At 69.1% G+C, this 12,648-nt stretch carries 14 protein-coding genes; 1 reads left to right on the plus strand and 13 read right to left on the minus strand.

Going from position 1 to position 12,648, the window contains the following annotated elements; all coding sequences use genetic code 11:
* Positions 1-86: 86 nt before the first annotated feature.
* The 5 genes from FG154_RS11440 to FG154_RS11460 form a co-directional block, all read right to left on the minus strand.
* A complete protein-coding gene (locus FG154_RS11440; RefSeq protein WP_145107774.1) occupies positions 87-509 on the minus strand; it encodes a DUF4405 domain-containing protein in 423 nt (140 codons plus the stop codon).
* A gap of 152 nt (positions 510-661) precedes the next feature.
* On the minus strand, positions 662-1,165 hold the full coding sequence (locus tag FG154_RS11445) for a DUF1269 domain-containing protein (protein WP_145107777.1): 504 nt from the start codon (positions 1,163-1,165) through the stop codon (positions 662-664).
* 24 nt (positions 1,166-1,189) lie between these two features.
* Positions 1,190-1,471 (minus strand): glycine zipper 2TM domain-containing protein, encoded by a 282-nt coding sequence (locus tag FG154_RS11450; protein ID WP_145107780.1) that lies wholly within the window; start codon positions 1,469-1,471, stop codon positions 1,190-1,192.
* A gap of 72 nt (positions 1,472-1,543) precedes the next feature.
* Complete coding sequence (locus FG154_RS11455) at positions 1,544-3,643, minus strand: alkyl/aryl-sulfatase (RefSeq protein ID WP_246100234.1); 2,100 nt, start codon at positions 3,641-3,643, stop codon at positions 1,544-1,546.
* A 138-nt stretch (positions 3,644-3,781) separates the two neighbouring features.
* Entirely contained in the window at positions 3,782-4,531 is a 750-nt protein-coding gene (locus tag FG154_RS11460) for a hypothetical protein (RefSeq protein WP_145107784.1), read from the minus strand.
* 248 nt (positions 4,532-4,779) lie between these two features.
* Here FG154_RS11460 and FG154_RS11465 point away from each other — a divergent pair, with 248 nt between their 5' ends.
* Positions 4,780-5,463, plus strand: coding sequence for a Crp/Fnr family transcriptional regulator (locus tag FG154_RS11465; protein ID WP_145107787.1), 684 nt, complete (start codon positions 4,780-4,782; stop codon positions 5,461-5,463).
* Positions 5,464-5,617: 154 nt separating this feature from the next.
* On the opposite strand, the gene doeB is transcribed toward FG154_RS11465, so the two are convergent.
* The 8 genes from doeB to ehuB all read right to left on the minus strand — a co-directional run.
* Complete coding sequence (gene doeB, locus FG154_RS11470) at positions 5,618-6,625, minus strand: N(2)-acetyl-L-2,4-diaminobutanoate deacetylase DoeB (protein ID WP_145107789.1); 1,008 nt, start codon at positions 6,623-6,625, stop codon at positions 5,618-5,620.
* Positions 6,626-6,630: 5 nt separating this feature from the next.
* The gene (gene doeA, locus FG154_RS11475) at positions 6,631-7,812 is read right to left on the minus strand and encodes an ectoine hydrolase DoeA (RefSeq protein ID WP_145107790.1); all 1,182 of its coding nucleotides are present in this window, start codon (positions 7,810-7,812) and stop codon (positions 6,631-6,633) included.
* Between the two features lie 42 nt (positions 7,813-7,854).
* Entirely contained in the window at positions 7,855-8,838 is a 984-nt protein-coding gene (eutC, locus tag FG154_RS11480) for an ectoine utilization protein EutC (RefSeq protein ID WP_145107793.1), read from the minus strand.
* Entirely contained in the window at positions 8,835-9,791 is a 957-nt protein-coding gene (gene eutB, locus FG154_RS11485) for a hydroxyectoine utilization dehydratase EutB (RefSeq protein WP_186312338.1), read from the minus strand. Before eutB ends, eutC begins: the two co-directional genes overlap by 4 nt.
* Positions 9,788-10,552: an aspartate racemase/maleate isomerase family protein gene (locus tag FG154_RS11490; protein WP_145107794.1), complete on the minus strand. Its 765-nt coding sequence runs from the start codon at positions 10,550-10,552 to the stop codon at positions 9,788-9,790. The genes eutB and FG154_RS11490 overlap by 4 nt, the downstream gene beginning before the upstream one ends.
* A complete protein-coding gene (gene ehuD, locus FG154_RS11495; protein WP_011910116.1) occupies positions 10,549-11,208 on the minus strand; it encodes an ectoine/hydroxyectoine ABC transporter permease subunit EhuD in 660 nt (219 codons plus the stop codon). Before ehuD ends, FG154_RS11490 begins: the two co-directional genes overlap by 4 nt.
* On the minus strand, positions 11,208-11,864 hold the full coding sequence (ehuC, locus tag FG154_RS11500; RefSeq protein ID WP_145107796.1) for an ectoine/hydroxyectoine ABC transporter permease subunit EhuC: 657 nt from the start codon (positions 11,862-11,864) through the stop codon (positions 11,208-11,210). The genes ehuD and ehuC overlap by 1 nt, the downstream gene beginning before the upstream one ends.
* Before the next feature lie 59 nt (positions 11,865-11,923).
* Positions 11,924-12,648, minus strand: a 725-nt coding sequence (gene ehuB, locus FG154_RS11505; RefSeq protein ID WP_145107799.1) for an ectoine/hydroxyectoine ABC transporter substrate-binding protein EhuB, incomplete at its 5' end; no start/stop codon positions are given.

Consider the following 12,648-nt stretch of genomic DNA (forward strand, 5'->3'; position numbering starts at 1 on the left):
ACAGGGGCGTCGCACCACGGCGCTCGCTTCGAGACCTGTCTCTCCAGTGCGCAGCAGGCCCGTTCTGCGGCCTGCGCGGCCGCTGGCTACCAGAATTCGCGCCGCATGTAGCCCATCAGCGCACCAAGCCAGCTTGCCGGCGGCAGGTCGAGCACCGCAAGGATCGCGACCAGACCGACAAGCGCGCCAGCGACGAGCAACTCGCGCCGGTGGCTCACCGAATGCGCCGCGGCGTTCCACACGAGGTTCTTCACCACGCTCGCGTGCAGCAGCAGGTGCCAGAGCACCACGGCGACGAACAGGACCGAACCGGCAAGGTGCAGCACCTCCCACCCGCTTCGGTCAAGCCCCCAGAGCCTCCAGGCGATGTCGTGCGCGATCCGTCCGCTCGGTGCGGCGACAAGCACGAGACCCGAGACGAGCATCAGCGCGGACGAGAGCGCGATGGTGAAGACGGCGGCGGCGCGCCAGGAAAAACGCCGCGCGTGGGACGAGGTCTGGATGGACATGACGAATCCTCCTTTCCCGCGCCATCCTGAAGCGGTCGGACGGGATGCGCGATGCGCGGGGTCAATGACAGCGCGAAACCGGCGCGCCGAGAGATCGTCGAGGCGCACCGGTCAGCACCGCCGGCTGAAGAGACCAGGCCGCCAGACGCGTGTCACCCCAGCGCCTCGCGCAGCCCCTCTTCCTGTTCGGCCGAGAGCGAGGTCTTCAGCACCCGCGGCCGGAGGTGCCGGATCTCGGCCACCACCTTGTCCGTTGTGGCCTTCGCAACGAGCAGGAAGAGGGCCGAGGTGCCCGGGCGGATGGTTTCCCCGAACTCCCGGATGAAACCGTCATCGATCCCGAAGTCCGAGAGCCGGCCGCTCAGGGCGCCCATCGCGGCGCCCGCAGCGCCGCCAAGTGCAAAGCCCGCCAGAGGATTGAGCAGAAGAAGGCCGGCGAGCCCCCCCAGAAGCGCGCCCGTGGTCAGGCCCTGACTGGCACCGAGGGCGACCAGGTTCACCGACTGCTTGACCTGGATGTCGCCCGTCTCGGGTCGGATGACCACCACGGCGTCGAGCAGATCGATCAGATGAGCCTTGCGGAGTTCCCGCAGCTTGCCGAGCACCGCGTCCGCGGTCTCGAGCCCGTCGAAGTCGAGCACAACGAGTTCTGCCATCGGTTGATCCTCCCGGAGCCTGTGTCAGTTCGGACAGGGTGCCTGCCATGTCTCGCCCGTCTGGGCGTTGCGATACATGCACATCCTCTGTTGCGGGCTTGTCGCCACGTTCCCGCCAATGGCCGTGCCGAGCGCGGCCCCGGCCAGCGTGGCGGCGGTGCGGCCGCTGCCCTGACCGATCTGGCTGCCCACGGCGGCACCGGCCAGGCCGCCCGTGGCGGCGTTGATGCCCTGATTGTCGGTGCAGGCGGTCAGGGCGATCAGTGCGGCGACCGCGCTGGCGGCCGAAAGATGGTGAAACAACATGCGATGCTCCTCTTCGTCCAGGTTGTCGTCGAGCGTAACGGACGCCGGTGGGTCGAGCCCTCCGGCGCGGGATCACTCCGCGATCGGCCCCCCGATGTCGCATTCGAACGGTCCGGTTGCGGCCATCTCGGTGCGCTTCGCCGTGCCGGGCATGATCTCGAAGCGCGGGTCGAACTCGACCATGAGACCCGCAAGCCGTTCGAGGATCGCGACATCGCCCTCGGCCTGCGCGGTGCCGTCGGCCAGGAGCGCGTCGAGCCCACTCTGCCCCGCCATGACGCGCTCGAGATCGGCACGGTTCACCTTCAGGGTCAGGTCGGCTGCGTCCGCGCGGAAGCCTGCGATGTTCGTGAGCGTCTCGTTGGCAAGCTCGACCACGAAGGTCTCACCCGTATCGGGTGTCTCGAGATTCATGACGAAGGCAAGACCGGCAGCGCGGCGGCCATCCATGCGGATGGCGAGGAAGTTCAGGAACAGCTCGGTGGACATGCCGCGGATCACGTCGGGGCTGGAACTGCTGACAATCGCCCCCTGCGGGATGCCCGAGCGCAGCTCGTAGGCCGCCGCGAGGAAGCTGTTCCTGAGCCCCGGATTCTCCTGCTGGTAGCCGATCTGCTCGAAGGCGTCGGCGAGCGCGTCTCTCGCCTCGGCGTTGCCCGGTTCGGCCTGCACGAGCTTGTCCAGGATCTCGGTCGCGCGGAGGTAATCGCCGGCTTCGTGCAACTCTCCGGCCCTGGCCAGGATCGCCGAGCTGCCCCCCATCATCTCGACATAAAGCGGCGCCGCATCGGCGGCCGAAAGCGGGATCAGTGTCGCGGGGTTGCAATCCCAGAAGCCGAGGTATCGCTGGATCACGCCGCGCGCGTTGTGCTGGGGCGAGCCGTGGTAGCCCCGGCAGTGCCACTTGGCCTGAAGGCTTTCGGGCATCCGATAGACGTTGTGGACCTGGTTGATGGTGACGCCCTGGTTGGCGTAGTGCAGCACCTGGTTGTTCATGTTGGCGTAAAGGTCGCGCTGGTCGCGCAGGATCTCGCGGATGCGCTCGTTGCCCCAGCGCGGCCAGTGGTGCGAGGCGAACATCACCTCCGCCTCCGGGCCAAAGCGATAGAGCGCCTCGTTGATGTATTTCGACCAGTTGAGCGGATCGCGGACCGGCGCGCCGCGCAGCGTGTAGATGTTGTGGAGCTGGGCGGTCACGTTCTCGGCCATCCACAGCGCCTTGAGGTCAGGGATATAGGTGTTCATCTCCCGCGGGGCCTCGGTGTTCGGCGTGTTCTGGAAGATCATCCGCACACCATCGACCTCGAACTCCTTGATCGGCTCCGAGACAAGCCGCGTGGGCGGGATCAGCCCGTTGACGCCCGCCGGAACCCGGTGCCCCAAACCCTGTGTGACGAAGCCGTGAGGCGCGACCGGCAGAAGCAGGCCATACTGATAGAACAGCCGCCGGTTCATCGCGTTGCCGGCAAAGACATTCTCCGAGATCAGGAACTGCATGAAGCCGTCGGGCGCGATGATCTCCACCCGGCCCGCGGCCACATCCTCCTCGGCGACAAGGCTGCGCACGCCGCCCCAGTGGTCCGCGTGGGTGTGGGAGTAGATCACCGCGGTGACCGGCAGCCCCTCGCCCGTATGCTCCTGGAACAGCTCCCATGCGGCGCGCGCGGTTTCGGTCGTGGTCAGGGTGTCGAAGACGATCCAGCCGGTCTTGCCGCGCACGAAACTGATGTGGGAAAGATCCAGACCGCGAACCTGGTAGATGCCGGGAACCACCTCGTAGAGGCCGAAGTGGTTGTTCAGCCGCGCGATGCGCGTCATGGAGGGATGGATGCTGTCGAAGTCATCGCTGCCGTCGAGGAAGTCGTATTCGCTCCGGTCGAAGGCCACGTTGCCCGCGTCGCCCATGATCTGACGGGTGGCCCGCTCGGCGATCAGCCCGCGCGCCTGCTCCTCGATGTCACGGACATCCGAGAAGGGCAGCCCCTGCCGCGCCTCTGCCAGCACCTTCATCGTATGCGCGGAGGGCGCCTTGCCCTTGGGGTGGAAATGGCCCTCGAGGGGCGCGCGCACGCCCTGCGCACGCGCCGTGCCTTCTTCAAGGAAGTTGCCGCCAAGCGCGAAGGCCGCGCCAGTGACGGGAAGCGTCGTGAGGATCTGTCGTCTCGTGGTCATCATCTCACTCCCGTAAGATTCCCATGCCCCGTGTGGATCGGGAAGCGCCTCCGCCCATCACCCCGACCAGGGTCGTGACCCAAAGCCTCGGTTCGGTCGTCTGGCGGTCGGCGTGCTTCCCCTTCGAGCGTCTTCAGATCAGAAGCGGGCGGTAAGGCCGAGCACCGGCCCCCCGAGGTCGAGATCGACATCGCGTCCGTCCATCTCCCTGTTAATCGACAGCTGGCGCCATCCGCCCTGCACCGACCAGCGGTCGCTGATCTGGTAGCCAAGGGTCGCAACCGCCTGCCATGTGCGGTCGGAGCCGCCGAAGGATCCCCCGATGTCGGCCATCGCCGTGGCGAACCACCGCTCGTTCAGCGCAAGGCGGACGCGGCCGCCGACCACGGGATCGACCCAGCTGTCGCCGGGCGAAAAGCGTCGGCCCGGCAGCGCACCCGTTGCGAGCGTCACGCCAAGATCCGCACGCACCGCCCGGAAGCCGCCCAGAAGATCGACCGCCACGCGCTCTTCCTGATGCACGCGGTAGGCGGCATAGCCGCTGGCGATCCTCAGCTCCGTCTCGACCCTCGCGCGTGAGAAGAGGCCACCCAGCGGCGCATCCGCGCGCTCCGACAGGTCGGCATGGACGAAATCGGCGATCAGGCCCCAGCGGCCCTTCCGGGCCTCCAGCACGCCCATCAGGGCGAAATCGGTCGCGGAAAGGACGTCGTTCACGCTCGCATCGGCCTCGAGCGTCCCGAAGGCCGTCTCGACCGACGTCGATATGCCTGGCACCCAGAGGTAGGGAGACACCGTGAACTCCCACCCGACGTTCTGGGCCGCCGCAGCACCGGCCAGTGGCACGACCGCAAGGGCCGCGGCAAGACGTTCCCTCCACTCCCTCATCGGCAGATCCCCCATCTGCGGCCCGGACCGCTTCCCCCGTCACGCCCTGCCCCGACCGCGGTGCCGCCCGCCGGACCTTCCCGATCATGCCAAACCGGCGTAGTGGCGCCCCTGCCCCTCTCGGCACGGTTCCGCCGACGACCCGGCACGCGCAGGTCGCTGTTGATCATCATCAACAACATCCCCGGTCGCGACGCGCTTTCCTCATCTTGATACCTACTCACGTCGCAGCGAGGAGATTGCGACAGATGGAGCAATCTTGCCGGAAATGTTCCGACGTGCTGCGCGATCTGGCTTCGGTGGGCTGGCTGGCAGAGCAGCCCGGACCGTTTCGGACACGGATGGCGCGGGCCGGCCGATGGACCACGGTTCCTCGCGGCGGCCTTCTTTACGCCGTGGGGGACGTGCCGAACGCCATCTTCGGCCTGGGTGAGGGTCTGCTTGAGGTATCCATCCCGATCACCGGCGAGGAGGAAGTCACCATCTACCGCGCCCGCCCCGGCTTCTGGATCGGAGATTCGGCCCTGCTGGCGGGAACGGCGCGGTCGATCACCGTCACGGCAGCCGTCGAGTCCCGCATCTTCCGCGTCCCGATCGGCGCCGTGCGCCGCAATCTGGCCGAGCATGCCGAGGACTGGATCTGCTTCTTCCGGCTCAATCACGCGAATGCCACGCTTGCGGTGCGGATACTTGCCGAAGTTCTCGCGCTGACGCCGCGTGCGCGTTTCGCCCGCATGCTGCTTCGGCTGGCGGATTCCGATGGGTCGGTGCGCGCGACGCAGGAGGATCTGTGCCGGATGGCCGGCATGAGCCGCGCCGCCTTCCGACGCGCGTTCAAGGGGCTGATCGACGCCGGCTCGGTTCGCACCGAGTATGGCGTGCTGTGGATTGTCGACCGGGCGGCGCTCCAGCTCGCCTCGGAAGAGGCCTGAGGCAGCTGCGCGGAAACTCGACGACCCGAAGGGCTCGGCATCGGCGCGGTCGCCGGGGCGGGCGGCTGCCCTGGTGTGCAGCCCGCCTCAGCGGGACGTTCCGTCAGCCGCCTTGGACAGATGCCGCGCCTGGACAGGCCCCCGCGCCGCCGTGTCAGCCCTCCACTTCGTCGGCGATCACGGCCACACAGTCGCCCGGCTTGACGAGGCCGGGGAAGTGACGGGCCGTGAACAGGCCCGATCGGCGGGCGGTCAGCACCGTGGGATCTGACCCCGTCCGCGCAACCGGGTAGATCAGTGCGATCGTCTGACCCTTCTCGACCCGCTCGCCCAGATCGGCGCAGAAGCGGATCAGGCCGCCGTCCTCGGCGAAGGTGAAGCAGTCACCGTCGGGCATGTCGAGCCATTGCGTCGGCTGCGGCTCGGGTGCGCCCCGCAGGATGCCGGCCGCGATCAGCAGGTTGCGGCAGCCCCGCATCGCGATGCCGGCGGTGCGCGCGCTGGCGGTGCCCCCGCCGCCCAGCTCGGTCGTCACGAACACCTTGCCCATCTCCTCGGCTGCGGTGTCATACATGCCCACCGCATCGATCTCGAGCATCTTCACCGACCAGGGCGCCCCGAAGGCACGCACCAGATCGAAGGCGCGGGCCTCCTGCGCCTTGTCGGGCAGGACATGCGCCGCGCAGAACGGCAGGAAGTCGAGCGTCCTGCCCCCCGAGTGGAAGTCCAGCACCACATCCGCCAGGGGCAGCAGCACGCGCTGGAAATAGTCGGCAATCTTCTCCGTCACCGTCCCGTCAGGGCGGCCGGGAAAGCTGCGGTTCAGGTTGCCGCGGTCGATGGGCGAGGTGCGGGTGCCCGCCGCGAAGGCGGGCTGGTTCATCGCGGGCAGGATGATGACCCGGCCCGTCACCTCCTCGGGGCGGAGCGACCGGGCCAGTTCGAAGAGCGCGATCGGCCCCTCGTATTCGTCGCCGTGGTTGGCGCCGGTCAGCAGCGCCGTCGGCCCCGTGCCGTTCGCCACCACCGTGACGGGGATCATCACGGACCCCCAGGCCGCATCGTCGCGGCTGTAGGGCAGCCGCAGGAAGCCGTGCTGCACGCCCGGCGCGTCGAAATCCACTGTCGCCGAGATCGGCGACGGCCGCAGGTCCGCGGTCATGGTTGTCAGTCCTTCACGAACAGCTGGCGCGGGACGTTGGCAAGGCACTCCACCCCCGTCTCGGTGATCAGGATCGACTCGGTGATCTCGAGGCCCATGTCCTCGAGCCAGAGGCCGGTCATGAAGTGGAAGGTCATGCCCGGTTCGAGAACGGTCCGGTCGCCGGGACGCAGGCTCATGGTGCGCTCGCCCCAGTCGGGCGGATAGCTCACGCCGATCGGATAGCCGGTGCGATTGTCCTTGAGGATGCCGTATTTCGCCAGCACGTCGAAGAAGCCGCGGGCGATGTCCTCGCAGGTGTTGCCCGGCCGCGCGGCGGCAAGGCCCGCCTCCATCCCTTCCAGCGTCGCCTTCTCGGCATCCAGGAAGGCCTGCGTGGGCTTGCCGAGGAAGACGGTCCGCGACAGCGGCACATGATAGCGGTGATAGCAGCCGGCGATTTCGAAGAAGGTGCCCTCGCCCGCCTTCATCGGCCGGTCGTCCCAGGTCAGGTGCGGCGCGCTCGCCTCGCGCCCCGAGGGCAGAAGCGGCACGATCGCCGGATAGTCGCCGCCAACACCGTCGGCGCCGCGGATGCCCGCGTCCTGGATCTCGGCCACCAGATCGCACTTGCGCATCCCCACCTCGACCTTGTCGAGGATGCGCGCGTGCATCGCCTCGACGATGCGGGCGGCGCGGCGCATGTAGGCGATCTCCTGCGGCGACTTCACCGCGCGCTGCCAGTTCACCAGCGCCGTGCAGTCAGAGAAGCGGGCGTTCGGCAGGTGGCGGGTCAAGCTGGCGAAGGCGGCGGCCGAGAAATAGTAGTTGTCCATCTCGACGCCGATCCGCAGGCTGCCCCAGCCGCGGTCGGTCATCAGCGCCGACAGGTAATCCATCGGGTGCCGCTCGGTCGACTGCACATAGTGGTCGGGATAGCCGATGATGTTCCCGTGCGCGAGGTAGGCCGTCAGCTTCGCCCCGTTCGCGTCCTGGCCGCGGCCATACCAGATCGGCTCGCCGTCGGGCGGCACGATCACGCACTGGTGGACATAGAAGGACCAGCCGTCATAGCCGGTCAGCCAGTTCATGTTGCTGGGGTCGGTGACGATCAGGAGGTCCACCCCCTTCGCCTCCATCGCCCGCCGCGTCTTTTCCAGACGCTGGGCGAACTCGTCGCGGCTGAACCGCAGCTCGACTTCTGTCATCGGGGATGGTCCTCCTTCGGGCGGATGCGGCCCGGTCTCTTGTCAGACGGTGAAACTGTGGCCCGCCTGCGCGGCGGCCGCGCGGGCGACGGCGAGGGCGGCGATGGCGGTGTCCTGGATGCCGGTGCCGGTCAGGTCGGCCAGCGTGATCTGGTCGGGCGACGTCCGGCCGGGGCGAAGCCCCGCCACCACCTGACCGAGTTCGGCAAAATCGCGGTCGGCGGGCACGAGGCCCGCGGCGATCGCATGGTGCAGCTCGCCCAGACGGCGGGTCTGGGACAGCCGGTCGGCGACATAGGTGGCGCGCGCGATCAGGTCGGGAGCGATCTCGTTCTTGTGCTCGGCATCCGATCCCATCGCGGTGATGTGCTGACCGGGATGGGCGGTGTGCAGGATCGGCGTCGTGGCGGGCGTCGCGGTCACGATGATGTCGGCGCCGCCCGTCGCCTCCTCGACGCGGGCGCAGGCTGTGGCCTGCAGTCCCCGCTGCGCCAGCCGCGCCGACAGCGCCCGGGCCTTGATCGGGTCGCGCGCCCAGATACGGACGGCGCGGATCGGACGGACAAGGTGCAGTGCGACGACCTGAAGCTCGGCCTGCATGCCAGCGCCGAGAACCGCCACCGTCGAGCTGTCGGCGCGGCTCAGGTGGCGCGCGGCGACCGCCCCAGCCGCCGCGGTGCGCACGTCCGTCAGATAGCCATTGTCAAGCAGGACCGCCTGCACGAGCCCGGTGCGCGCCGAGAGCACCACCATCAGCCCGTTGGTCGAAGGCAGGCCGAGCGCGGGATTGCCGAAGAAGCCGGGGCTGATCTTTATGGCGAAATGGTCGAGGCCGGGGATGTAGGCCGTCTTGACGTCCACCTCGCCGCGATGCTCGGGGATGTCGAGCCGCAGGATCGACGGCATGGCGACCGCCTCGGTCGCGAGCGCGCGGAAGGCATCCTCGACGCAGGCGACGGCCTCGAGGTCCAGCGGCACCAGAGCGCGCAGGTCGGTCTCGGTCAGCAGAAGGACGGGATCTCTCACGCGCTGGCTCCTTCAAGGATACGGGCGAAGGCATCCGGTGCGATGTTGGCACCGGACAGAATGGCGACCGTGCCCAAGGCCGGAGCGCGGCCCGCCAGCACCGCGGCGACGCCGACCGCCGCCGCCCCCTCGACCGCGTCGCCGGTCACGTCATGGATGTGGCGCATGGCGGCGGCAATCTCGTGCTCGGACACGAGGATCACGTCATCGAGCAGCGCACGGCACATGGCGAAGGTGACGCGGTTCCGAAGCCCGACGCCACCGCCGAGGCTGTCGGCCAGCGTCGGAAGTTCCTCGATCGTCACGGGATGGCCGGCGGCGAGGCTCGCGGCCATCGCTGCGCCGCGCCCCATCGAGACGCCCACCATCCGGGTGCGCGGCGACAGCGCCTTGATGGCGGCCGCCACGCCCGCAGCCAGCCCGCCGCCCGACAGCGGCACCAGAACCCGGTCGGGGGCCGGCATATCCGTGAGGATCTCCAGCCCCAGCGTGCCCTGCCCCGCCACCACGGCCGGATCGTCGAAGGGCGGCACCTCGGTCAGCCCCTCGGCGGCGACGGCACGGGCCACCTCGGCCATCGCCTCATCCTGGCTGTCGCCGGTGATCCGCACCTCGGCGCCCAGTTCCCGCACCGCCGCCACCTTGTTCGGGGGCACCAGCCGCGACAGGCAGACGACGGCGCGCACGCCCGCCGCCCGCGCGGCATGGGCAAGCGCCCGGCCGTGGTTGCCGGTCGAGGCCGTCACCACCCCGCGCGCCAGCCGCTCGGGCGGCAGCGACAGCACCGCGTTGGTCGCCCCCCGCAGCTTGAAGGCGCCGGTTTCCTGCCGGTGCTCCAGCTTCAGGACCAGCCCGGAGAGGCGCGGGTCGGCCAGCATCGGCGTCCGCCGCACATGGCCGCGAATGCGCGCCTCGGCCCCCCGGATGTCGTCCAGCGTCACGGGCAGCGTCATGCCGGCAGCCTCAGCGTCATCAGGTGGCCGGGCGCCAGCGCCTGGGCGATGCCGATGCGGCGGGCGACCTCCCACGCAGCGGCGTGGTTCGAGGACAGCGCCGGCCGCCCCGTCGCCGCCTCGATCCGGTCGATGACGGACGTCGCCCGCACCGCGGTGCAGGAAATGAAGGTGGCCTCGGACGCAGGGTCGGTCGCCTCGCGCGCCAGATCCACCAGATCGTCCAGCGCGATCCGCGCCATGTCGCGGTCGTCGGCCATGTTCAGGCAGGTGAGCCGGTCGATGGTGAAGCCCTCGGCCTCGAACATCGCGGCCATCGGCCGGGTCGTCTCGACGAAATAGGGCGTCAGCACCGAGATCCGCCGCGCGCCCATCGCGCGAAGGCCGGTCAGGGTGCCCGAGATCGGCGTCACGACCGGACAGCCCGGCTTGCCGCGCGCCACCTGCGCCCGCACCGCCCCGTCCCCGATGCAGACCGAGGCCGAGGTGCAGCCATAGACCACCGCATCCAGATCCTCGCCCGGCAGGATCAGCGCGGCCCCCTCGGCCAGATCGGCCTCCATCGCCCGCAGGGTCGCGGGCGTCACCGGATTGGCGAAGGGGATGCGGTTGACATAGATCCCCACCCCGGCCGGCGCGAGGATGCGGGCGAAATCCACCTCGGTCGTGTGGTCGGTCGCCAGCGCGATCAGCCCGATCCGGTGGGCCACCGGGCGCGGGTCCAGCCGCGGCGGACGGGGGGCGACGATGGGGTCGGTCATTTCGCAAGCCTTCCATAGCGATGTTCAAGCCAGCGCAGCAGCACGACCGAGACGAGGCTCATGGCCAGGAACAGCACGCCCACCAGCGTCATCGGCTCGACATAGCGGTAGCTGGAATTGGCCACCGACTTCGCCTGGTTCATCAGTTCAAGGACAGTGATGGCCGACAGCAGCGGCGTCTCCTTGAACATGGCGATCAGGTAGTTGGCGAGCGCCGGGATCATCGGCGGGATCGCCTGCGGCACGATCACATGCCGCCATGTCTGGGCCGCGGTCAGGTTGGTGGCGCGCGCCGCCTCCCACTGGCCGCGGGGCACGTTCTCGATACCCGCGCGATAGACCTCGGCGGCATAGGTCGCGTAGTGCAGGCCCATTCCGATGACGCCGGCCACCAGGGGGGGCAGCAGGACACCCGCATCGGGCAGCACGTAGAAGATGAAGTAAAGCTGCACCAGAAGCGGCGTGCCGCGGATGAAGCTGACGAACAGGCCCACCGGGCGCGCGATCCAGGCCCGGGGCGACCGGCGGGCGATGGCGAAGACCAGCCCCAGGCCCGCCGCCACCCCCGCCGACAGAAGGGTGATGAGCAGCGTCAGCTGCAGCCCCTGCAGCAGGACCGGCATGATCTCGGCGACGAAGGCCCAGTCCCATTCCATCAGCGCACCCCGTCAAGACCGCGCGTCGCGCGGCGTTCCAGCAGCCGCACCCCGCCGCCGATCGCCATGGCCATCGCGTAGTAAAGGACGAGGATTGTGACGAACGGCAGCAGCGTGTTGCCCGTCTGCGCCCGCACCACCTGCGCCTGAAAGGTCATGTCGGGCAGCGAGATCAGCGACACGACCGCGGTCGCCTTCAGAAGCTCGATCGCGTTGTTGCCGAAGGTCGGCAGCATCAGGGGCAGCGCCTGCGGCAGGATGACGTGGCGCATCCGCTGGAACCGGCTCAGGTTCAGCGCCACCGTCGCCTCGAGCTGATCCTTCGGCACCGACAGGACGGCGCCCCGCACCACCTCGGCGCCATAGGCGCCCACGTTCAGCCCCAGCGCGAGCACCCCCGCCGCCAGGGGCGACAGCGTGATCCCGGCGAAGGGCAGCACGAAATAGACCCAGAACAGCTGGACGAAGATCGAGGTGCCGCGGAAGAACTCGATATAGACCGTGGCCAGCGCCCGGACGGCGAAGAAGCGCGACAGCCGCGCAAGGCCCGCGGCGAAGGCCATCACCAGCGCAAGCGCGCAGCCGTAAAGGGTCAGCTGCGCCGTCATCAGCGCCCCCCCGGCGATCAGGGTCAGATATCCGGACCAGTCCGTCATTCAGCGTGGCACCCACGGTGAAGGGAAAGAGGCGGGCGGAGGGGCCGCCCGCCAGCGGGTCACTCGCCGCAAAGCTCGGCGCGGCTGGTGGATTTCGCGGCCTCGGCCGAGAAGCCGTAGGGCTCGATGATCTGCGCGAACTCGCCCGATTCCTTCATCTTCGCCAGTTCCACGTCGAAGGCGTCGCGCAGCGCCGTGTCCTGCTTGCGGAAGGCCGCGCCGTCGCAATAGACCGGCGCGCCCTGAACCGGCGCCAGCATCTCGAGGTTCGGATCGGCCGCCTTCGCCATCAGGTCCGAGATCGACAGCACCGGCAGCGAATAGACGTCGATCCGGCCATCCTGCAGCATCTTCAGGCCCGACTGCCCGTCGGGAACCACGATCACCCGGTTGCGCGGAACGCCCGCCTCCAGCGCCAGCTTCTCCTCGGTGCCGCCGCCGGGGGCGCCGATGGTGGCCGTGGGGTCGGCCGCGATGTCGGCGTAGGAGCGGAAGCCCTTGGGGTTGCCCTTCGGCAGAAGGAACGCCTCGGCGTCGCAAAGGATCGGCTCGGAATAGGCGACGGCCTGGCAGCGTTCCGGCTTCATGAAGAGGCCCGCGGTGATCGCGTCGTGGCGGCGAGCCTGAAGGCCGGGGATCATCGCGCCGTATTCGCTGATCGAGGCCACCACCTCGGGCACGCCCAGCCGCTTGAAGACCTCGCGAGCCACGTCGGGCGCGGCACCCGAGACGGTGCCGTCGGCGGCGACGGCGGTGAAGGGCGGCTCGTTCGCGATGGCGATGC

This window comes from Cereibacter sediminicola (assembly GCF_007668225.1).
Taxonomy (GTDB): Bacteria; Pseudomonadota; Alphaproteobacteria; order Rhodobacterales; family Rhodobacteraceae; genus Cereibacter_A; species Cereibacter_A azotoformans.

Excerpts from the sequence above, each read along its gene's own strand:
- doeA (WP_145107790.1), bottom strand. The coding sequence starts at position 7,812 with ATGACAGAAGTCGAGCTGCGGTTCAGCCGCGACGAGTTCGCCCAGCGT.
- doeB (WP_145107789.1), bottom strand. The coding sequence starts at position 6,625 with ATGACCGCGGACCTGCGGCCGTCGCCGATCTCGGCGACAGTGGATTTC.
- ehuD (WP_011910116.1), bottom strand. The coding sequence starts at position 11,208 with ATGGAATGGGACTGGGCCTTCGTCGCCGAGATCATGCCGGTCCTGCTG.
- eutB (WP_186312338.1), bottom strand. The coding sequence starts at position 9,791 with ATGACGCTGCCCGTGACGCTGGACGACATCCGGGGGGCCGAGGCGCGC.
- FG154_RS11440 (WP_145107774.1), bottom strand. The coding sequence starts at position 509 with ATGTCCATCCAGACCTCGTCCCACGCGCGGCGTTTTTCCTGGCGCGCC.
- FG154_RS11455 (WP_246100234.1), bottom strand. The coding sequence starts at position 3,643 with ATGACCACGAGACGACAGATCCTCACGACGCTTCCCGTCACTGGCGCG.
- FG154_RS11445 (WP_145107777.1), bottom strand. The coding sequence starts at position 1,165 with ATGGCAGAACTCGTTGTGCTCGACTTCGACGGGCTCGAGACCGCGGAC.
- FG154_RS11465 (WP_145107787.1), top strand. The coding sequence starts at position 4,780 with ATGGAGCAATCTTGCCGGAAATGTTCCGACGTGCTGCGCGATCTGGCT.
- ehuC (WP_145107796.1), bottom strand. The coding sequence starts at position 11,864 with ATGACGGACTGGTCCGGATATCTGACCCTGATCGCCGGGGGGGCGCTG.
- FG154_RS11450 (WP_145107780.1), bottom strand. The coding sequence starts at position 1,471 with ATGTTGTTTCACCATCTTTCGGCCGCCAGCGCGGTCGCCGCACTGATC.
- FG154_RS11460 (WP_145107784.1), bottom strand. The coding sequence starts at position 4,531 with ATGAGGGAGTGGAGGGAACGTCTTGCCGCGGCCCTTGCGGTCGTGCCA.
- FG154_RS11490 (WP_145107794.1), bottom strand. The coding sequence starts at position 10,552 with ATGACCGACCCCATCGTCGCCCCCCGTCCGCCGCGGCTGGACCCGCGC.